This window comes from Pseudomonas sp. (assembly GCF_032058845.1).
In the GTDB taxonomy this organism is placed as follows: Bacteria; Pseudomonadota; Gammaproteobacteria; order Pseudomonadales; family Pseudomonadaceae; genus Aquipseudomonas.
Genome location: NZ_DAMCCR010000031.1, coordinates 18,879 through 39,870 on the forward strand (window position 1 = coordinate 18,879; position 20,992 = coordinate 39,870).

A 20,992-nucleotide genomic window follows, 5' to 3' on the forward strand; every position below is an offset into this window, starting at 1 on the left:
CCGTTTCACCCTGCGCTGGGCCGTGCCACGGCCCCAGCCGCAGTGCCTGTCTCAAGAGTGCCTGCACAGCCTTGGTGCCTGATCCACCTGGGCTTGCCTGGCGTCATCTCCCCCCACCCACCTGACTCCGCCTTTGCGACAAGGTAAACTTGCCGGCCGCGCAGGAGTTGCCATGAACTATCGTCACGCCTTTCACGCCGGCAACCATGCCGACGTCTTCAAACACATCGTGCTCACCCGCCTCATCGCCCTGATGTCGCGCAAGGAACAGCCATTCGCCTACCTCGACACGCATGCCGGCCTGGGTCTGTACGACCTGCAGGGTGACCAGGCAACGCGCACCGGGGAATACCTCGAAGGGGTTGCCCGGCTGTGGGGTCGGGATGACCTGCCCGAGGTGCTCGCTGACTACCTGCGCGTCATCAAGCGCCTGAACCCCGAGGGTGAACTGCGCTACTACCCCGGCTCTCCCGAGCTTGCCCGGCGCCTGATGCGCCAGCAGGATCGCGCCCTGCTCAACGAGAAGCACCCCGAAGACGGGCGGATGCTCAAGGACAACATGAAGAAGGACCCACGCGTGGCGGTCCATCTGGGCGAGGGCTGGCACGTGCCGCGGGCGCTGCTGCCGGTGCAGGAAAAACGCGCCATCATGCTCATCGACCCGCCATTCGAGCAGGCCGACGAGCTCAAGCGCTGCACCCTGGCCATGAAGGAGGCCATTGCCCGCATGCGCCAGACCGTGGTCGCGCTCTGGTACCCGATCAAGGACCAGCGCACGCTGACCCGCTTCTACCAGGACCTCACCAGCACCGGCGCACCCAAGCTGCTGCGGGTGGAGCTGTACGTGCACCACCAGGACAGCCCGCAGGGCCTGAACGGCTCGGGCCTGGCCATCGCCAACCCGCCGTGGGGCCTGGAAGAGGAGCTGCGCAGCCTGCTGCCGTGGCTCGCCCAGGAGCTTCAGCAAACGGCGGGCAGTTTCCGCATGGACTGGCTGATCGCCGAATAGAGCCTGCCGCTGCCGCGCCTTCAGGGGTGCGGCGAGGTGGCGGTACGGGCGTACCGCTGGTAAGGCCAGCCCCTATGGTTTGCGTTATAATCCCGCGCTTTAGCCGCCGGTGGCCGTTGTCGTCGCCTGCGCACTTTCACCGATTGAAGAGGCGAGTCCCTTGGCATTGACGATTCTTGGCCTGTCCGGCGCCCTTAGCCATGACCCTTCCGCGGCCTTGTACATCGACGGCAAGCTGGTTGCCGCCGCCGAAGAAGAGCGCTTCGTGCGTGACAAGCATGCGAAGAACCGCATGCCCTACGAGTCGGCGAAGTTCTGTCTGGAGCAAGCCGGCATCAAGCCGTCCGACGTCGATGTGGTGGCGATTCCCTTCGCCCCCATCAGCCTGTTCGGCAAGGCTCGCTGGCACTACGCCAAGCGCTACTGGTATGCGCCCGACCGCGCGCTCGATGCCATCCTCATGGGTAATCGCCGCTACAAGCGCTACCGCAACAAGATCGTCTGGTGCCTCGAACAGCTGGGCTTCGATGCGAAGAAGATCAAGATCGAGCCGGTCGAGCACCACCTGGCGCATGCCTCCAGTGCCTACCACTGCTCGGGCTTCAAGGAAAAGACCGCGATCCTCGGGATCGACGGCAAGGGCGAGTACGCCACCACCTTCTTCGGCTACGGCGAGAACGGCAAGATCCACAAGATCAAGGAGTTCTTCGACCCTGATTCGCTGGGTGGCCTGTATGGCGCGATCACCGAATTCCTGGGCTTTGAAATGCTCGACGGCGAATTCAAGGTCATGGGCATGGCGCCGTATGGCGATGCCAGCAAGTACGATTTCTCGCGCCTGGCCAGCTTTGAAAATGGCGAGTTGGTGATCAATACCGAGTACGCCAACGTCATCGGCCTGCGCCGCTATAAAGAGAAGGGCAAGGGCTTCTACTTCTCGCCCAAGCTGATCGAATGGCTGGGCCCCAAGCGCGAAGGCGACATCGCCGACGAGCCGTACATCCACTACGCCGCGAGCATGCAGGCGCTGTTCGAGAAGCTGGCGCTGCAGATGATCGACCATTACCTGGGCGACATCCTGCGGGAAACCGGCAAGCTGGCCTTTGCCGGCGGCTGTGCGCTGAACGTCAAGCTGAACCAGAAGATCATCGCCCGCCCGGACCTCAAGGAACTGTTCGTCCAGCCTGCTTCGGGTGACGCCGGGACCGCCGTTGGCGCGGCCGCCTATGTCTCCCACGCCCGTGGCGTGCCGGTCGAGAAAATGGAACACGTCTACCTCGGCCCGGCCTATTCCAACGAAGACGTCATCGCCGCCTGCGCCCGCCATCCGAGCGCGCCGACCTGGCGCAAACTCGACGACATGCCGCAGCGCATCGCCAAGATCATGGTCGATGGCAACCCGGTGGCCTGGTTCCAGGGCCGCATGGAGTTCGGTCCGCGTGCGCTGGGTGGTCGCTCCATCGTCGGCTGCCCGAGCGTGCCGGATGTGGCCAACCGCATCAACGAGCAGATCAAGTTCCGCGAGCGCTGGAGACCCTTCTGCCCGTCGATGCTCGACACCGTGGCCCCGCAGATGATCAAGATCGATCATCCCGCACCCTTCATGACCTTCACCTTCGAAGTGGCTGAAGAATGGAAGACCCGCGTGCCGGAAGTGGTCCATGAAGACGGCACCTCTCGCGCCCAGGTGCTCAAGCGCGAGTACAACCCGCGCTACTACGACATGATGAAAGCGCTGGAAACTTTGACCGGCAACGGCGTGTCGCTGAACACCTCGCTCAATCGTCGTGGTGAGCCGATGATCTGCTCGCCGACCGATGCGTTGAACATGTTCTACGGCTCTGATCTGCAGTACCTGATCATGGAAGACATCCTCGTGGTCAAGGACGGCGCCGCCGCGTATGACCAGCCGCTCTGAACGCCGCGTCCTGCAGTTCTGCCACGGCTATGACGGCCCGTTCCTGGACTGCGCGCGGCAATACGCGAGCCTGTTCCAGGGGCGTGGCTATCAGGTCACCACGGTGTTCCTGACCGGCCGCGCCGATCCGGCGGTGGCCGCAGGCTGCGCCTCGGACGAGGTGCTGTTCCTCGAATTCAGTTCCAAGGCCGTGCGCGGCCTGAAGCTGGGTGCGATTGCCGCGTTGCGCAAGATCGCGACGCAGCGCCGCTTTGCCTTCTGCATCGCCCACCGCTTCAAGCCGATCTATGTGGCGCTGCTGGCCACCGGTTTGCCGGTGATCGGCGTGCACCATGCGTTTGGCGATTATGAGCGCAAGGGCCGCCGGCTGTTCGCCAACCTCTTCTCCAGGCGCCTGAGCCTGCTGGGCGTGTCGAACGCGGTACGTGACGACATGCGCCGTTGCCTGCCCGGCTGGCCGGCCGAGCGTATCCAGACCCTGTACAACCGCATCGATGTCGCGGCCCTGCACGCCGCGCTGCTGCCACGCCAGGCAGCCCGCCAGGCACTGGGCCTGGACGCGCAGGCGTGGATCGTCGGCAACGTGGGTCGGCTGCACCCGGACAAGGACCAGGCCACCTTGCTGCGCGGTTTCGCCCAGGCGCTGCCGCAGTTGCCGGCCGGTGCGCGGCTCGCGGTGCTGGGCAAAGGCCGCCTGGAGCAGCCCCTCAAGGCGCTGGCGGTCGAGCTGGGTATTGCCGGGCAGGTCGATTTCCTTGGCCAGGTCGCTGACGCCCGGCGCTATTTCGCCGCCTTCGACGTGTTCGCATTGAGCTCCGACCACGAGCCTTTCGGCATGGTCCTGCTCGAGGCCATGGTGGCGGGTGTGCCAGTGGCGGCGACTGCCTGCGGCGGCGCGCTGGAGGTGGTCGAAGGTGTCGGCGAGCTGTTCCCGCTGGGCGATGCGGGCCAGTTGGCTGCGGTACTGCAGCGCCTGGCCGTGATGGATCAGGCGCAACGTGACGCCTGCGCCAGCGCCATGCATCAGCGTTTGCAGCAACGCTTCTCGGACCACGCCGTGCGCGAGGCCTTCTGGCAACTGGCGCACGTCAAAGCGCTCGAGGCAGCCCACTGATGCTCAATTCCATTCAAGCCTGGCGCGAACGCGGCTGGACGCCCATCGATGCCGGCGCCTATGCGCAAGCCTGGCAACGCTTCGGCGGCAGCGTCGCGACCCACCCGCGCGTGGTAGCGCAACTGGCCGAGCTCGCAGAGATTCCGGTGCGCTACCTGGGCTGGTGCGAAAACGGTGAGCTGAAGGCGGCCATCCCCGCCTGGGGCCGGCATCTGGCGCTGTCCAAGGACGTGCTCAAGCGCCATGGCAAGAAAGGCCTGTTCGACCTGGGCAACGCCGAAATCATTCTGCCGGCCGATCCCCAGGCCGCCGCGCCATTGCGGCACCAGGCGCGGTACCTGTCGGAACTGAACCAGGGCCGTTTCACGGGCCTCAAGGCGCAAACCGAACAATTGGCGATGGCCCGCGCCCATGAAGACCTGTCGAAGAAGTTTCGCTACAACCAGCGCCGCGAACTGCGCCTGCTGGAAGAGGCGGGCGGCGAAGTGCGGGCCATTGCCGACTATGCGCCGAGCGACATCGCCGCGATCTACTGCGACCTGTTCCAGCGTCGCTGGGGCTTCGCTGCCACTGGCGCCGAGCGCATGAGCGAGGTGGTCGAGCGATTGCGTGAGCTGCTGATCGGCTCGGTGTTGCTGCTCGACGGCAAGCCCATCGCCATTCAGCTGGTCTACCGGGTCGAAGCGCCGCAGTGGGTCAGCGTCGAATACGTCAATGGCGGCGTCGACCCCGAGACCAAGGCCTTCAGCCCCGGTAGCGTGCTGAGCTTTCTCAACACCCAGGCCGCCTGGGACGACGCCAAGGCGTTGAACAAGCCGCTGCGTTTCTCGTTCGGTCGTGCCGACCGCGAGTACAAGGACCGCTGGTGCACGCCGGTCTCGGTGCTGCAGTCGTGAATCGCAAGCAGGCATTGCTCAAGCGCCACCGGCGCAACAAGCGTATCGGGCTGCTCGTGGCGCTGCTGGCACTGCTGGCGTTGGGCGTGCTGGGGCCTTGGTGGCTGCCGGTTGCGATGCTGCCGCTGCTCTGGATTGCCCATGAAGCCTGGCTGGCGGACCACCTGTTCTACGCCCCAGGTGACGACTACGTGTACGACTTCCCGCAAGCGGCCGAGGTGACGGGCGTCAGTCTCGTTTCAGGCCGCTTGCAGGTCCCGGCGCTGCACGTGCAGGGCGACGAGACCCTGGTGTTGCAAGTCAGCCTGCGCGCCAGCTGGCTGGGCCGTTTGTTCGACCCGGCGGTGCGCCTGCGCGGTGCGGCGCAGGACGACCTGCAAGTGTTCGAGCGCGGCGTGCATGGCGTGCGCTATCTCAATCTCAGCGGCTGCGCCCAGGCCGTCGCCGCCAGTGAACTCCAGCTCAGCGGACGCTTCTGCCGGCTCCTGGGCCAACCGCGGCTGTGGCTGTTCCGCCAGGCCGATGCCCGCGAGCAACGGGTGATGGTCATTGCGCCGCATGCCGATGACGCCGAGCTGGCCGCCTATGGGCTGTACAGCCAGGCCAAGGACACTTGGATCGTCACTCTGACGGCCGGCGAAATCGAGGCCGAGCATTATCAGCGCATGGGGCTTGCAGCTGCCGAGGCCGCTCGCCTCAAGGGCCGGCTGCGGGCGTGGGACAGTCTGGCGGTGCCGCGCTGGGCGGGGGTTCCCGAGGCCCAGTGCGTGCAACTGGGCTATTTCTGTCTGCAACTGCCGAGCATGCGCCAGCACCCGGATCAGCCGGTCGCCTCGCGCGAAGCCGAGCTTGCCGACACGCGTCTGTTCCGCCAGCTCAATACCCTGGCGCTGCCGGGCGACGATGGCGTTCCGAGCTGGAACAACCTGCTGGCCGACCTGCGCGCGCTGCTGCGTGAGGCCCGCCCGCAGGTGATCGTGCTGCCGCACCCGGTGCTCGACCCGCACCCTGATCATGTCTGCGCGCAGCAAGCCGTTCTGCAAGCACTGCAAGGCCTGGAGTGGCAGCCCGAAACGCTGTTGGGCTATGCCAATCACCTGCACGACAACGACCGCTGGCCGATGGGTGACAGTGGCGCTGGCGTCGCCTTGCCTCCGGTGATGCAGACGCAGGTGATGGGCCAGCCCTACAGCCTGAGCCTGGGCACTGCGTTGCAGCACGACAAAGCCATGGCCCTGGGCATGATGCACGACCTGCAGCCGCGCCTGCCGCTCAAGCGTCGCCTGCGTCGGTTGATCCAGCGCTGCCTGACCGGGCGTCGCGCATCGCCCTATGGCGAAAACGAATTCTTCCGCAAAGCCGTGCGTCGCCATGAGCTGTTCTGGGTACTCGAATCACCCGCGCATTCAGGCGATATCGACCGCGAGTAGCATCAACATGACGTCACCGACCCCGAGCATTGTTTTCGTCATTCCCTATTTCGGCCAGTGGCCGTTCTGGATGCCGTTCTTCCTGGAAAGTTGCCGCCGCAACCCGGATATCGACTGGCTGCTGTTCAGCGACTGCGGGGCCATCGACGACCTGCCGGCGAACGTGCACATCGAATCGATCAGCTACGCTGCGTACTGTCGGCTGGTGTCACATCGGCTCGGCATCGACTTCGCGCCCGTCAACGCCTACAAGCTCTGTGATCTCAAGCCTGCGCTGGGTTACATCCATGAAGAACACCTCAAGGGTCATGACTTCTGGGCCTTTGGTGATCTCGACCTGGTGTATGGCGATCTACGCGCCTACTTCACCAACCAGCGCCTGGCCAGCCGCGACTTTTTCTCCACCCACGAGCGCCGCGTGGCAGGGCACCTGTGCCTGATGCGCAATACCCCGTGCAAGCGTGAGTTGTTCATGCGCATGCCCAGCTGGCGCGAGCGCTTCTGCGACGAGACCCACCATGCACTCGACGAAGGCGCGTTCAGCCGTCTGTTCGTCCGCCGCAAGAACCTGCCCAGGCCATTGTTCAAGCTGCTCGGCCAGCTCAACCCGCTGCGCCAGCGCAGTGAGTTCGTCGAGGCCTACAGCACCCCCAACGGGTGCATTCCCTGGCACGACGGCAGCCACAACTTTCCCACGCGCTGGTACTGGCACGAGGGGCGGGTGAGCAACGATCTCGACCGGCGGCGGCTCTATCCTTATTTCCATTTCGCGTGCTGGAAGCGCAACAAGTGGCCAGCACTGCCGCAGCCCGATGCGGACGAGGTGCGCAGGCTTGCTGCGTCGGCACGCTGGGTCATCAGTGACCGCGGTTTTCAGCAGGACACCCTATGAAACAGCGCTACAAAGTCCTGCAATTGCAGCCGGACTACAACATCAAGCAGCACGATTTTGCCGACCTCGCCGAGCAGGTATTCAAGGCGCTGCCACCTGAGCGCTTCGAGACCACCATGGCCTTTCTCAAGGGCAGGCCCGAGCCCGGCCAAGCGGTCAGCCGCGCCGATCACTCGGTGTATTTCGAGTTTTCCGACAAGGCGCTCAAAGGCATGCGCCTCAAGGCGCTCTGGCAGGTGTTCAAGTTCTGCCGCCGAGAGCGGTTCGACGTGGTCATCTGCAACCGCTTCAAACCGGTGAACATGCTGCTGCAGCTCAACCGCTGGTTGAAGATTCCGCTGTGCATCGGGATCTCCCACGGTTTCGGCGAATACGACCGGTTCTATCGCCGCCGTCAGACCCGGCGTCTCATCGATCGGCACTGGCAGTTCGTGGGTGTGTCGCCCGCGGTCAGGCAGTACCTGATCGAGTGCCAATGCGGCTTTACCGAGCACAACACCCATGGCATCACCAATGCCATCGACATCGAACAGGCCACGGCGCTGCAGCTGTCGCGCAGCGAGGCCAGGACGCAGTTGGGGTTGCCCCATGACGCACGGCTGATCGGTGCGCTGGGCCGTCTGGTGCCCGTGAAAGGGCACACTTACCTGATCCAGGCGTTCGCCGCCTTGCAGGACAAGTACCCTCACGCGCAGTTGGCAATCATCGGCGCAGGCCGTGAACAGGCCCGTCTGCACGCTGAAATCGAGCGTCTGGGCCTGGCCGGGCGCGTGCACTTGCTGGGGTTTCGCGAGAACGCGCTGCAGTACGTGCGCGCGTTCGACCTGTGGGCCATGCCGTCGCTGGCAGAAGGGTTGGGGCTGGCATTGCTCGAAGGCATGAGCGGCCATCTGCCGGTCATCGCCAGCGATGTGCCGGCGATGCTGCCGTTGATCCAGGGTGCAGGAGGGCTGGCGGTCAAGCCTGCCGATGTCGACAGCCTCACGGCCGCGCTGGACACCTACCTGGCCCTCGACGACCAGGCCTTGCGCAGCAAGGGTGAGCAAGCCTATGCCTACCTGACCCGTGAACACGATATCGAAGTCTTCCGCCAGCAGTACCTGCGGCTGATCGAGTCTGGACTGTCTGCTGCCAAGGAGCCGAAATGAGTACCCCGCAACCCCTGGTGACGGTGATCATCGCCTCCTATAACCACGGCCCCTACATCGAGGAGAGCATCCTCAGCGTACTGGGCCAGACCTACCCCAACATCGAGCTGCTGGTGATCGATGATGGCTCGACCGATGACAGCGTCGAGCGCATCGAGCGCCTGCAGGCGCAGCACGGCTTCGATTTCCGCGTGCAGCAGAACCAGGGGCTGACCTATACGCTCAACGCTGCCATCGAGCGGGCACGTGGCGAGCTGATCGCCCCGTTCGGCTCCGATGACATCATGCTTCCCGAACGCATCGCCGTGCAGGTCGAGTACATGGCTGACAAGCCGGAGGTTGGCATCTGCTGCGGCAACATCGAGCTGATCGACAGCGAAGGCAACCTCTTCCCCGAAGCCCGTCAGCGGCGCGACATTGCGTTCCGCCGCATGGACTTCGACGACATGTTCCTCGAACGCAAGGCCTATCCGCCCGCGCCGACACTGTTGCTGCGCCGTCAGGCGTTGCTGGAAGTGGGCGGCTTCGACCCGCAGATCCGTCTGGAAGACCTGCTGATCGAGCTGAAGATCACCCGCGCCGGTTACTTCATCGATGGTCTGAACGTGGTGATGGCGCGCTATCGCAAACACGCGACCAACTCCTACCGCAATCATCGGTTCATGATCGAGAACATCCTGCGCACCTATGCGCTGTTCGCCGATCACCCCGCCTACGAACAGGTCAGGTTCAAGGCCTTGAACTCGATGTTCCTGAAGGTCGCCAACCGTGATCGTCAACTGGCCCGCGAGCTGCTGGCGCAGATTCCGTTGCGCGCGTTCACCCGCAAGACCTGGCGTGGGCTGGGCCGGCTGTATTTCTCCCCGCTCGAACGGCACTGAACGAGGACGCATTGGTGGGATGGTGGTCACGATTCATGCAAAAGCGCGCCAAGCGCGCGATTCGCAAGTTGCCGGCCAGTGAACGCGGGCAGGCGCGCTTCGCGGCGCGTTATCCGCAGTACGCGTTTGGCGTGGGCAGTTACGGAATGCCGCAGGTGCATGACTGGCAGGAGGGCGCCACCCTGCGTATCGGTGCCTACTGCTCGATTGCCGAAGGTGTGCAGATTTTCCTGGGCGGGCATCACCGTACCGAGTGGGTCAGCACCTACCCGTTTCCGGCGATGATGAAGGCGGCGGCGCATATCGAAGGCTATGCCTTCAGCCGTGGTGACGTCGTGATCGGTAACGATGTCTGGCTCTGCTCGAACTGCAGCATTCTTTCCGGGGTGCAGATCGGCAGTGGCGCGGTGATCGCTGCGGGCGCGGTGGTGACCCGCGATGTGCCGCCGTACGCGGTGGTCGGCGGCAACCCGGCGACGCTGTTGCGCTGGCGGTTTTCCGAGGAGGTGCGTGAAGCCTTGCTCGCCTCGGCCTGGTGGTCCTGGCCAACAGAGGAAATCGGGCGCGTCTCGGACAAACTCTGCAGTGATGACGTTCAGGCGTTTCTCGACTACGCCCGCCAGCGCAGGGACCGTTCAGCGCCCCTCGCTTGAGGCCGCCGCCGCGCTGACCTTCGGCGCGGGCGAGCGCTTGGCCCAACGTTTGCCCAGGGCAATGCCCGGTTTTTCGAACAGCAGGTAGGTTGCGCTGCTGAGAACGACCAATATCACGCAGCCCATGGCAATCACGCCGATGAACGGCCATGGTGCGTCCACGGCAAACCCCCACTGCGGATAAAGCCGGTAGACCAGCCACCACAACACGAAACCGTGCAGCAGGTAGGTGCTGTAGCTTACTTCGCCCATCCAGCGTGCACTGCGCAGGCTGAGCGCACCGAGCAGGTCGTTGCCGGAAACGACGATGCAGAAGGCCAGGCTCAGCAGCAGCAGGGGGAAGACGGCAAAGGTCTTGCTCAACAGCGTCAGCACCACCAGCAGCAACGCCAGCGCCACCCAGGTGCCGGCTCGGCTGCGCGACCAGGCCAGCAGAGCGGGTTGTCTGACCCAGTAGACCGCCGCGATCCCACCGAGAAAACTCAGCAGGTATTTCTTCTTCAACGCATGCTCCAGGCCCACCACCTGGGCCAGGAGATAGAGCCCGAAGATACAGCCCAGGGTGGTCCACAGCGTTCCGCGGTACAGCAGGATCAGGCCCAGCAGGGGCAACGCCAGGTAGAAGTAGGCCTCATAGATCAGCGTCCAGGTGACGTTGGAGATCAGGTTGCCCGTGCCGCTCACCAGGTTGATGTCCGGGCGGTGGAAGAGCAGCCACTGCGCGATCTGTTTCAGCAACTGCAAGGGTTCGCTGCGCAGTTGCCAATGCTGCAGGTAGAACACCGTGACCAGCACCGCTGCCAACAGTGGCAGGTACAGCGGATAGAGCCGCAGCGCCCGGGAGATGGCGAAGGCGCGCCAGTCGAAATCACGCCGCTGCCTGGACAATCGGTCCCAGAACAGAAAGCCGGTGATCATGAAGAACAGCGCCACCCCGACCTGGCCGATCTGCGCGAAGAAGCGCTCCGGCGGCATGCCGATCTGGCCGGTTTGCTGGTAGTGCCAGGCGATTGCCGCGTGGTGGATGAACACGCCCAGGGCCAGGTAGCCACGCAGTCCATCCAGGCTCGCCCAGCGGCCAGCCACAGGCGCGAGGTGCTTCGCGACCAGCGGCAGGCGCAGCACCAGGCCCGCCGTGAGAAAGGCCAGCACATAGGTGAGCGCCGAAAGCAGGGGGGCAAGGTAGGCCATGTCAGTGAACCGTTTCGGCGGGCAAGCTCACGTAGGCACGCATGGCTTGGCCCATGGCCTTGTCTGCGCCATGGGCGTAGCCCTCGAGCAGGGCCTCGACGTTCTCTTCGAACAGCCAGTGCCGATCCTGCGGGTAGCGCTGCATGTGACGCAGGTTGCGGCGGCGCAGGTTGCCCGGCAAGGCAGAAGGGCGCATGCGCAGGTCGGCCAGGTCGATCAAGCCGAATTCACCCGTGTCCAGCAGCAGCACGTTGCCCAGGTGCAACGAGCGGAAATACACGCCGTGCTCATGCAGCGCCGCGATGAACTGCCCCAGGCGCCGCACCAGCGCCTGCCGCTCGGCCATCGAGCTGTAGCCCTCCAGGGCCTGGCGCAGCGTACGCCCCGGTAGCGGGGTGTAATGCACGCCCTGGCTGCCGTCGGCATAGCTGATCAGCCTCAGCACGGGCGGTGTGGCGATGCCCAGCAGGGCCAGTTGCTGCCCGTTGAGGACGAAGCGCTGGGCATAGGGGTACAGGCTGCCCCAGGTGTACCACGGGCGGCGCCGGAACAACTTGAGGAAGCTGCCATCCTGCAACTGCAGAACCTTCGGGCCCAGGCCATCTTCCTCGATGACCCGCGCAGCGTTGGCCAGCTGCTGCGCCTGGGCCGGGTCGAGTCGCACCCGTGCCGCCAGCACCAGGCGACCGCTGCGCCGGGCGATGTGCAGGCCGGCCAGCAGGGCCAGCGGAATCCACAGCAGGAACCAGTGCTCCTTGGGGCGCGAAAGAATGCCACCGCCTTCGGTGAGCCCTGCGCCGATGCCGAACACCAGCAAGGTCGAGGCCAGCTGGAAGGCAGCGCAGGTGCGGTGCTTCCAGCCGTAGTAGAGCGCACACCCGAGCATGCCGATCCAGGGCAGGAAGCCGATGATGCCCACGCTGTGCAACACGCCCAGGGCGAAGTTGTGCGGTTCGGTCAGCACGTAACCCAGGCCGACATCGAAGCCCATGGGGGCGTCGTAGCCGTGGCCGAACAAGGGATGGTCGAGAAAGCGATCCCAGGCGAGTTGCCAGATGTCGAGGCGCGACGAGGTGCCGCGGTCGGTGATCAGGTGGGGCGCGAACAGGTAGATCAGTGCCAGCGCCACAGGCGCGGCGGCGACCAGCGCAATGGAGCGACGGTCCAGACGCAGCAGGGCGATCCAGTTCACCACCAGCACCAGGGCCAACAGCGGTGTTCGGGAGCCTGTGGCCAGGATCGCGGCCAGCATCACCGCGAAGGCCGCCAGGTACAGGGCAGTCAGGCCCAGGCGCTTGCTGTCCAGCGCCATGCACAGCCAATAGACGCAGAAAAAGCCGTAGAGGTGAGAGCTCAACAGCGGGTTGTCCAGCGCCCCGGCGCCGATGAAGCGTGCGCCGGATGTGTAGGCGCTGGCGAACGCCGGCAGGTCACGCAGCACGGCCAGCAGCGCCAGCATTGCCGCGCCGAGCAGAATCGGCTTCAACGTTTCCGGGCGATACAGCAACAGCAAGGCGACGCCCATGAACAGCATGAGGGTGTGCAGCGGCCGCTTGATCAGGTCCGACAGACCGGTACTGGGCGACCACAGCAGGCTGAGCAGGGCGAAGCCTGCGAACAGCATGAACAGGATCACCAGCGGTTCGCGCAGCAGCACCAGCAGCGCGCGAGGCCGCACGCACACTGCGAGCAGGGTCGGAATGCTGAACAGCCCGTAATACAGCTTGTGGTAAGGGCTGCGATCAGGCAGGAAAAACAGCGCACTGAGCAGCACGAGCAGGCCTGCCGGGAGCACCCAGAGGCAGACCAGATCAAAATAACGATTGCCAGTGCTTTTGAGACTGATTGGAGGCATGGAATGTAGGCGCTGGGGCAAAGGGACGAGGATGTTACCTCACCTCGTAAGCCATTGCTTTGGGTATGGGCCAATCCCCTCGCTGGATTCACCGACGTGCGAACTTGGCTGTGATAAAGTCACACCCCCATTTTTTGACACATCTCGTGATATGACAGACGCCAGTGGCTCCGCCAGCCCATCGAGCATGAAGATCTATTTCCGTCTACTCGGCTACGTGCGGCCGTACATCGGCCTGTTCCTGCTAAGTATTCTGGGCTTTCTGATTTTCGCTTCGACGCAGCCCATGCTGGGCTACATCCTCAAGTATTTCGTCGACGGCCTATCCAATCCGAATGCCGCGCTGTTTCCCAACGTCCCCTACCTGCGCGACCTGAACCTGCTGCATACCGTGCCGGGGCTGATCATCCTGATCGCTGCCTGGCAGGGGCTGGGCTCGTTCCTGGGCAACTACTTCCTGGCCAAGGTCTCGCTCGGCCTGGTGCACGACCTGCGCGTGCAACTGTTCGACAACCTGCTGAACCTGCCCAACCGCTATTTCGACCAGCACAACTCCGGGCACCTGATCTCGCGCATCACCTTCAACGTGACCATGGTCACGGGCGCTGCCACCGACGCCATCAAGGTCGTGGTGCGTGAGGGCATGACGGTGATCTTCCTGTTCATCTCGCTGCTGGTGATGAACTGGCGCCTGACCCTGGTCATGGTGGCCATTCTTCCGCTCATCGCGCTGATGGTCGGACGGGCCAGCCGCAAGTTCCGCAAACAGAGCAAGAAGATCCAGGTGGCCATGGGTGATGTCACCCACGTTGCTTCGGAAACCATCCAGGGCTATCGCGTGGTGCGCAGCTTCGGCGGCGAAACCTACGAAAGCGAGCGCTTCGTCAAGGCCAGCCAGAGCAACACCGACAAACAGCTGCGCATGACCCGTACCGGTGCCATCTATACACCGCTGCTGCAACTGGTCATCTACATCGCCATGGCGGTCCTGATGTTCCTGGTGCTGTACCTGCGCGGCGACGCCTCGGCAGGTGACATGGTCGCCTACATCACCCTCGCCGGCCTGCTGCCCAAGCCGATTCGTCAGCTGTCGGAAGTCAGCTCGACGATCCAGAAGGGGGTTGCCGGCGCGGAAAGTATCTTCGAGCAGCTCGACGAGCCCACCGAAAAAGACGAAGGCAAGGTCGAGCGTGACGCGGTCAGCGGTCGTCTGGAGGTGCGCAACCTGAGCTTCACCTACCCAGGCACCGATCGGCAGGTGCTGACCGATATCGACTTTACCGTCGAGCCTGGGCAGATGGTGGCGCTGGTGGGGCGATCCGGCAGCGGCAAATCGACGCTGGCCAGCCTGATTCCGCGGTTCTACCACCACAGCAGCGGCGAAATTCTGCTGGACGGCGTGGAAATCGAGGACTTCAAGCTGATCAACCTGCGCAAGCACATCGCCCAGGTGACCCAGCACGTCACCTTGTTCAGCGACACCATTGCCAACAACATCGCCTATGGCGACCTGGCCGGTGCGCCGCGCGCCGACGTCGAGGCCGCAGCCCAGGCAGCCTATGCCAAGGACTTTGTCGATCAGCTGCCACAGGGCTTCGACACCCAGGTCGGTGAGAACGGCGTGCTGCTGTCGGGCGGCCAACGTCAACGCCTGGCGATTGCCCGGGCACTGCTCAAGGATGCGCCGCTACTGATCCTGGACGAGGCGACCTCGGCGCTGGACACGGAATCGGAGCGGCATATCCAGGCCGCCCTCGACCACATCATGCGAGGCCGCACCACGCTGGTGATCGCCCACCGCCTCTCGACCATCGAGAAGGCCGACATGATTCTGGTCATGGATCAGGGGCGTATCGTCGAGCGTGGCAACCACGCCGCACTCATGGCTCAGGAAGGCCATTACGCACGCCTGCATACCCTGGGGCTCGATGCGCCAAGCAAGGCCGACATCACCTGAACCTGTCCTGACGGGGCCTAGACGGCCCCGCTGTCTCCCGGAAATCTGCACACTTGATCTGGCGTTAAAGCCGCTATCTGCCCTGTGCTAATATCCCGCCCCTGTTCATTTTTTACATATGGGTTGCCCATGAAGTTGTCCATGCCGCGTTTCGATCAAGCCCCGGTTCTGGTGGTCGGCGATGTCATGCTCGACCGCTATTGGCATGGCGGTACTTCGCGCATTTCTCCCGAGGCGCCGGTGCCTGTGGTCAAGGTCGATCAGATCGAAGACCGTCCCGGCGGCGCGGCCAACGTTGCGCTCAACATTGCCGCCCTCGGCGCCCCGGCGTCGCTGGTCGGCGTCACCGGCCAGGATGAAGCGGCCGACAGCCTGGCCAACAGCCTGCATGCAGCCGGCGTGCGTTCGGTGTTTCAGCGCATCGCCCACCAGCCGACCATCGTCAAGCTGCGGGTCATGAGCCGCCACCAGCAGCTGCTGCGCATCGATTTCGAAGAGCCGTTCGCCACCGATCCGCTGTCGCTGGGCAGTGAAGTCGAAGCGCTGCTCGAAGGCATCAAGGTGCTGGTGCTATCCGATTACGGCAAGGGTGCGTTGCAGAACCACCAGAGCCTGATCCTGGCTGCGCGCGCGCGCAACATCCCGGTGCTCGCCGACCCCAAGGGCAAGGACTTCTCGATCTACCGCGGCGCCAGCCTGATCACGCCGAACCTCAGCGAGTTCGAGAACGTCGTCGGCCGCTGCGCCGATGAGGCCGAACTGGTCAGCAAAGGCGTGCAGCTGCTGCGTGACCTGGACCTGGGCGCCTTGCTGGTGACCCGTGGCGAGCACGGCATGACCCTGCTGCGCATGGACCATCCACCGCTGCACCTGCCCGCACGTGCCCGCGAGGTATTCGACGTCACCGGTGCGGGCGATACCGTGATTTCCACGCTGGCCGCCGCGATCGCCGCCGGTGAGGAGCTGCCCCATGCCGTGGCCCTGGCCAACCTGGCAGCCGGCATCGTGGTCGGCAAGCTGGGTACGGCGGCCATCAGCGCGCCGGAGCTGCGCCGCGCCATTCAGCGTGAGGAAGGCTCCGAGCGCGGCGTGCTGGGCATCGAGCAGCTGCTGCTGGCCATCGACGACGCCCGCGCGCACAACGAGACCATCGTCTTCACCAACGGCTGCTTCGACATCCTCCATGCTGGCCATGTGACCTACCTGGAACAGGCCCGTGCCCAAGGGGATCGCCTGATCGTGGCGGTCAACGACGACGCATCGGTGAGCCGCCTCAAGGGGCCGGGCCGGCCGATCAACAGCGTCGATCGGCGCATGGCGGTGCTGGCAGGGCTGGGGGCGGTGGACTGGGTGATCAGCTTTGCCGAAGGCACTCCGGAAAACCTGCTCAAGCAGGTCAAGCCCGACGTGCTGGTCAAGGGCGGTGACTACGGCATCGACCAGGTGGTTGGCGCCGACATCGTCAGCGCCTATGGCGGCACCGTGAAGGTGCTGGGCCTGGTGGAAAACAGCTCCACCACGGCGATCGTCGAGAAGATTCGTCAGCGCTGAAATCAAAGCCCGCGCCGACGCAACGTCGGCACGGGCCCTCTGCTTCAACCGCGCATCGTGGTTCGCGCCCGGCGCATCAGCGCTTTTGCCGTCAGCTTGAAACGTTGCAGCGGCGAGTGCGGTTCGGGCTTGCTCAAGCCCTGCTGGCGCATCCAGTCCTTCCAGCGAATCCGCTCCGCCTTGACCACCCAACCCTGCTGCGCGGCAAAGCTTTCTGCCAGGTAGATGCCGCGGGTGCTGGCAGGCACCAGCTCGCTGCGGTGCAGGGTGTACAGCTCAGCCAACGGCTGGCCGTCCACCACGGGCATGAGATACAGGTCGGGGCGCTTGCGGTTGAGCCGGGTGATCAACTGATCGCCTTCCAGGCGCTCATCGACATGGAACAGGCTCAGCGATTTGGCCTCGCGCGGTACGTGCAGGCGCAAGTCGTAGATCAGCTGGAGCGAAGCCGTGGGCAGGTGCACGTAGGCGCGTGGGCGTTCCAGCAGGGTCAGGTTGCCACACTGCACCGGCAGCGCGGCGCCAGAGGCCGGGCTCAGCACGAAAGGCGCCGACTCGCGGTAATGCAGGGCTGCGGCGTAGGGGGCGGGCAGCCAGGTGTCGTTGAAACGCCCGCCCAGCCAGCCTTCCGGGGTTTCCAGCAGGCACTCTTCGGCCACTTCCTGGATGGCGGTGTGCAACGGCAGGTTCAGCTCATGGGCCGGCACATAGCCTGAGATCAGCTTGAGCACCACGTCGCCGCGGTCCTGGCGGCGTTGGCGCGCCAGCACCCAGTAGTCGCGGTTCTGCCAGTGCAGGGTCAGGCGCACCGAGACACCGAGGTTGGCCAGTTCCAGGGAAAACCGCTCGGGGTCGGCCACTTCGATGGCCTTACGCCGTTGCAGGGTCTGGCTGAAGTTCAGCGGCATCCCCACACCCTTGTAGCTCAGCCCCTCGGGGCTGGCGTCGACGTGCACGGGCAGGGTCTTGAAGTTGCTGGGGTTCTTGCGGATCAGCGTTCTCGCCACGTGCATCTCCTTGACCTGGGCCCTGTTTGAAAAACCTTGAGACTCGTTCGTGCGACGTTGAAAGCAGTTGGGGCGCCTGGCCTGGTCTTCGCTCAGGACTGTTCAGCCAGCGCCCAGGTGCCCGCGTGGGCCAATCAGTGCTGGCCCAGGATCCGGGCCACGGTGGCCGCATTGTGTGCCAGGTGCAACGGGTTGATGGTGCCAACAATGGCGCTGCTGACCCCAGGATGGGCGAACAGCAGTTCAAAGCTGGCGCGCACCGGATCGACTCCTGGCGACAGGCACACATGGCCGCTGGCCAGGGCCTTCTTCACCAGGATCGCCTTGCCGTGTTCGGCGGCGTAGTCCAGCACCGGGCGTTCGCCTTGCTCGGTGAGGTTGTAGGTGACCATCGCGCAATCGCCTTGCTCCAGGGCTTTCAGGCCGCCGGCCACGGTCTTGCCGGACAGGCCGAAGCCCAGGATCTTGCCTTCCTGCTTGAGCGCGGCGAGGGTTGCGTACACCTCTTCCTGCTCAAGAATGGCCAGGTCATTACCGTCCGAATGCACCAGCACCAGCTCGATGCGATCGGTCTGCAGGCGTTGCAGGCTGCGCTCTACCGAGCGACGGGTGTGCGCCGCGCTGAAATCGAAGTGTGACTGGCCGGCATCGAACTCCTCACCCACTTTGCTGACGATGATCCAGGCGTCGCGCTGGCCCTGCAGCAGCGGGCCGAGGCGCTCCTCGCTACGGCCGTAGGCCGGCGCGGTGTCGATCAGGTTGATGCCCAGGTCGCGTGCTTGCGCAAGCAGCAGGCGGGCGTCGTCGTCGCCCGGGATGGTGAAGCCAGTCGGGTATTTCACCCCCTGGTCGCGGCCCAGCTTGACCGTGCCCAGCCCGAGCGGCGAGACGCGCAGACCGGTGCTGCCCAGCGGCCGGTGATGATCGTGCAGGGTGGGCAGGCTCATGGCAGCAGTTGCTCCCACGCGGGCACGCCCGGGGCCGGGCGTGGCAGGTCGCTGAGGTCGGGGTGCGCGGCCGGGCGCACGCCATCGCGCTGGAAACTGGCCAGTACCCGATCACTGAAATCGGGTGCCAGTGCCAGCTTGGTCGGCCAGCCCACCAGCAGGCGCTGGTCTTCGGCCAGAAAGGCGTTGTCGGGGCGGACCAGGCCCGATTGCGCGGGCTCTGCACGGTCGACGCGCAAGGTGGCCCAGCGCAGTGGCGACTGGTCGACCCAGGGCAGCAGATGAGCCACTTCCTGCTGCGCTGCCGCAATCTGGGCAGCGGGCTCACGGGCTACGCCGTCGGCTTCGGCCAGGTCACCGCCCAGGTACCAGACCCACTGGCCGTCGGCCCCGGGATGAGTGGTCACGGTCATGCGCGGCTTCGCCCCGCCGCCCAGGCAGTGGGCGTACAGTGGCTTGAGGTTGGGCCCCTTGACCATCACCATGTGCAACGGCCGACGCTGCATGGCCGGCTGTTGCAGGCCCAGCGCATTCAGCAACTGCTCGCTGCCAGCGCCGGCACTGAGGACGATGCGCTGCGCCCTGATCGCCCGGCCATCGACCTCCAGCCCGATCAGTTCGCCGTGTTCACGCAACGGGGTGACCCGTTCAGCGGCCAGCAGGCTGTCGCCGGCCAACTGCGCCAGGTTGCGCAGCAAGCTCGGCACGTCGACGACCAGCTCGGCCAGGCGGTACACCTTGCCTTTGAAGGCACGGTCTTGCAGGGCCGGCGGCAACTGCTCGCCCTTGACCTGATCGACCCGCCCGCGCACCGCCTTGCTGGCGAAGAAGCTGGTGAGGTTGCCGGCCAGGGTCCCGGGTGACCACAGGTAATGCGCCTCGGACAGCAGGCGGGTGTCGCTCAGGTCGAGCTCACCCTGGCCGGCCAGCGCCTCGCGCCAGCGTCGCGGCATGTCGGCGATGGCTTCGGAGGCGCCGGTCAGCGTGCCGTGCAGGGCGTACTTGGTGCCGCCATGGATGATCCCCTGGGACTTGATGGTCTGCTCGCCGCCTACTGTGGCGCGTTCCACCAACACGGTCGAATAGCCCAGCCGCCGCAGCCGGGCGTTCAGCCACAGGCCAGCGACCCCGGCGCCGACGATGAGAATGTCGGTGGAAATAGCGGTTGGCATGCAAAGCCCTCACAGTTAAGACAGGCACGCAGTATACAGCGCTGTCCGAGCCTGCAACGGTTTCCGCAATCTGCATCATCGACGTCACGCGCGTCAGGCACTGCTCAGTGCCCGGTGGTTTTCGAGAACACCTGAATCACCACCACGCCGGCCACGATCATGGCCATGCCGAGCATGGCCGGCAGGTCGAGCTTCTGCCCGTAGATCACCAGCGCCGCCACGCTGATCAGGACGATGCCCAGCCCTGACCACACCGCGTAGGCGATGCCCACTGGCACCGTGCGCACCACCAGCGTCAGCATCCAGAAGGCAATGCCGTAGCCGACCACCATCAGCAGCAGCGGCAGCGGCGTGCTCAGGCCTTTGACGGCCTTCATGGAGGCGGTGGCAATGACTTCGGCGCAGATGGCGATGGCGAGGCAGGTGTAGGCATTCATGGCGGTATTCTCCGGTAGATGCCGCGCATTCTAGGGGCTGGGAGAATGCGGTAAAGTCATTACCTATCCGATTGGGAGATAGGTCGATGGCCGAGCACTGGAGCCTTGAGCAGATGCGCACCTTTCTGCGCGTCGTCGAGTTGCGTTCGTTTTCTGCCGTGGCGCGCGAGCAGGGGCGGGCGCAGTCGGCGGTCAGCACGGCGATCGCGCTGCTGGAAGCAGACCTGGGGGTGAGCTTGTTCGAGCGCAGCAGCGGGCGCCAGCCGAAACTTACCGAAAACGGCACCGCTCTGGTCGAGGATGCGCGTGAGCTGCTGCGCCAGTGCGAGCGCCTCGAAGGTCGCGCCCTGGCCCTGATGCGGGGGCAGGAGGCTTTGCTGCGTGTGGCCCAGGACGAGGCCATGCCCTACCAGCCTGTGATCGACAGCCTCGACGAACTGGCCAGCCGCTACCCCTACCTCGAAGTGCAGCTGGCCAGCGGCGCTCAGGGCGATGTGGCGCGCAAGCTGGCCGAGCGCCGCGCCGACCTCGGCCTGTTCTTTCACCATGAGCGCATTCCGCAGGCCCTCGAGCGGCGTGCCTTGGGCAGCGTGGAAATGGTCACGGTGTGCGCCGTCGATCATCCATTGGCCCTTGAACCGCGCGTGACCCGGCAGCAGCTGGCGCGGCATCGGCAACTGCTGATCACCCCGCAGCAGAGCGGCTACCCCGGCGGCGAGGCCATCAGCCCACACGTCTGGCGCGCCGACAGCTTCTACGCCATGGCCGAACTGCTGATGCGCGGCCTGGGCTGGGCCTGGCTGCCGCGCCATGTGGTGCAATACCCGACGTATCAAGCGCACATGGTCGAGTTGCACAGCGAATGGCGCCCGCCGGCGCTGGTGGTGGAGCTGGCCTGGCGCCGTGACGCGCCCCTGGGGCCGGCCGCGCAGTG

At 65.0% G+C, this 20,992-nt stretch carries 18 protein-coding genes; 12 read left to right on the plus strand and 6 right to left on the minus strand.

All coding sequences use genetic code 11. From position 1 onward, the window contains the following. Positions 1-172 precede the first annotated feature (172 nt). The 9 genes from RT028_RS08455 (at position 173) to RT028_RS08495 (ending at position 9,941) form a co-directional block, all read left to right on the plus strand. A complete protein-coding gene (locus RT028_RS08455; RefSeq protein ID WP_312934257.1) occupies positions 173-1,009 on the plus strand; it encodes a 23S rRNA (adenine(2030)-N(6))-methyltransferase RlmJ in 837 nt (278 codons plus the stop codon). 160 nt (positions 1,010-1,169) lie between these two features. Beyond that, on the plus strand, positions 1,170-2,927 hold the full coding sequence (locus RT028_RS08460) for a carbamoyltransferase (protein ID WP_312934258.1): 1,758 nt from the start codon (positions 1,170-1,172) through the stop codon (positions 2,925-2,927). Then, entirely contained in the window at positions 2,911-4,041 is a 1,131-nt protein-coding gene (locus tag RT028_RS08465) for a glycosyltransferase (protein WP_312934259.1), read from the plus strand. Before RT028_RS08460 ends, RT028_RS08465 begins: the two co-directional genes overlap by 17 nt. Beyond that, positions 4,041-4,937 (plus strand): antimicrobial resistance protein Mig-14, encoded by an 897-nt coding sequence (locus RT028_RS08470; RefSeq protein WP_312934260.1) that lies wholly within the window; start codon positions 4,041-4,043, stop codon positions 4,935-4,937. Before RT028_RS08465 ends, RT028_RS08470 begins: the two co-directional genes overlap by 1 nt. Then, entirely contained in the window at positions 4,934-6,367 is a 1,434-nt protein-coding gene (locus RT028_RS08475; RefSeq protein WP_312934261.1) for a PIG-L family deacetylase, read from the plus strand. The genes RT028_RS08470 and RT028_RS08475 overlap by 4 nt, the downstream gene beginning before the upstream one ends. A gap of 7 nt (positions 6,368-6,374) precedes the next feature. Next, positions 6,375-7,259 (plus strand): DUF6625 family protein, encoded by an 885-nt coding sequence (locus RT028_RS08480; RefSeq protein ID WP_312934262.1) that lies wholly within the window; start codon positions 6,375-6,377, stop codon positions 7,257-7,259. After that, positions 7,256-8,407 carry a glycosyltransferase gene (locus RT028_RS08485; RefSeq protein ID WP_312934263.1) on the plus strand — a complete coding sequence of 384 codons (1,152 nt, stop codon included), beginning with the start codon at positions 7,256-7,258 and terminating at the stop codon, positions 8,405-8,407. Before RT028_RS08480 ends, RT028_RS08485 begins: the two co-directional genes overlap by 4 nt. Further along, positions 8,404-9,288, plus strand: a complete 885-nt coding sequence (locus RT028_RS08490) for a glycosyltransferase (RefSeq protein ID WP_312934264.1) — start codon at positions 8,404-8,406, stop codon at positions 9,286-9,288. Before RT028_RS08485 ends, RT028_RS08490 begins: the two co-directional genes overlap by 4 nt. Positions 9,289-9,302: 14 nt before the next feature. Continuing rightward, positions 9,303-9,941, plus strand: coding sequence for a CatB-related O-acetyltransferase (locus RT028_RS08495; protein WP_312934265.1), 639 nt, complete (start codon positions 9,303-9,305; stop codon positions 9,939-9,941). Here RT028_RS08495 and RT028_RS08500 read toward each other — a convergent pair. Together RT028_RS08500 and RT028_RS08505 are read right to left on the minus strand one after the other, a co-directional pair. Then, positions 9,924-11,132 carry an acyltransferase gene (locus RT028_RS08500; protein WP_312934266.1) on the minus strand — a complete coding sequence of 403 codons (1,209 nt, stop codon included), beginning with the start codon at positions 11,130-11,132 and terminating at the stop codon, positions 9,924-9,926. The two genes, RT028_RS08495 and RT028_RS08500, sit on opposite strands and share 18 nt — an antisense overlap. Position 11,133: 1 nt before the next feature. Next, positions 11,134-12,987, minus strand: a complete 1,854-nt coding sequence (locus RT028_RS08505) for an O-antigen ligase family protein (protein ID WP_312934267.1) — start codon at positions 12,985-12,987, stop codon at positions 11,134-11,136. Between the two features lie 151 nt (positions 12,988-13,138). Between RT028_RS08505 and msbA the strand changes: the two genes are divergently transcribed. Next, the gene (gene msbA / locus RT028_RS08510; RefSeq protein WP_312934268.1) at positions 13,139-14,944 is read left to right on the plus strand and encodes a lipid A export permease/ATP-binding protein MsbA; all 1,806 of its coding nucleotides are present in this window, start codon (positions 13,139-13,141) and stop codon (positions 14,942-14,944) included. A 129-nt stretch (positions 14,945-15,073) separates the two neighbouring features. Further along, positions 15,074-16,495: a bifunctional D-glycero-beta-D-manno-heptose-7-phosphate kinase/D-glycero-beta-D-manno-heptose 1-phosphate adenylyltransferase HldE gene (gene hldE / locus RT028_RS08515; RefSeq protein ID WP_312934269.1), complete on the plus strand. Its 1,422-nt coding sequence runs from the start codon at positions 15,074-15,076 to the stop codon at positions 16,493-16,495. A gap of 44 nt (positions 16,496-16,539) precedes the next feature. Here hldE and RT028_RS08520 read toward each other — a convergent pair whose 3' ends face one another. From RT028_RS08520 to RT028_RS08535, 4 genes are all read right to left on the minus strand, one after another. Further along, positions 16,540-17,502 carry a metal ABC transporter ATPase gene (locus RT028_RS08520; RefSeq protein ID WP_312934270.1) on the minus strand — a complete coding sequence of 321 codons (963 nt, stop codon included), beginning with the start codon at positions 17,500-17,502 and terminating at the stop codon, positions 16,540-16,542. 134 nt (positions 17,503-17,636) lie between these two features. Then, positions 17,637-18,449, minus strand: a complete 813-nt coding sequence (locus tag RT028_RS08525; RefSeq protein ID WP_312934271.1) for an aldo/keto reductase — start codon at positions 18,447-18,449, stop codon at positions 17,637-17,639. Further along, the gene (locus RT028_RS08530) at positions 18,446-19,621 is read right to left on the minus strand and encodes an FAD-dependent oxidoreductase (RefSeq protein ID WP_312934272.1); all 1,176 of its coding nucleotides are present in this window, start codon (positions 19,619-19,621) and stop codon (positions 18,446-18,448) included. The genes RT028_RS08525 and RT028_RS08530 overlap by 4 nt, the downstream gene beginning before the upstream one ends. Positions 19,622-19,725: 104 nt before the next feature. After that, positions 19,726-20,058, minus strand: a complete 333-nt coding sequence (locus tag RT028_RS08535; protein WP_312934273.1) for a multidrug efflux SMR transporter — start codon at positions 20,056-20,058, stop codon at positions 19,726-19,728. A gap of 86 nt (positions 20,059-20,144) precedes the next feature. Between RT028_RS08535 and RT028_RS08540 the strand changes: the two genes are divergently transcribed. Further along, the coding region (locus RT028_RS08540) for a LysR family transcriptional regulator (RefSeq protein WP_312934274.1) at positions 20,145-20,992 on the plus strand (848 nt) is incomplete at its 3' end.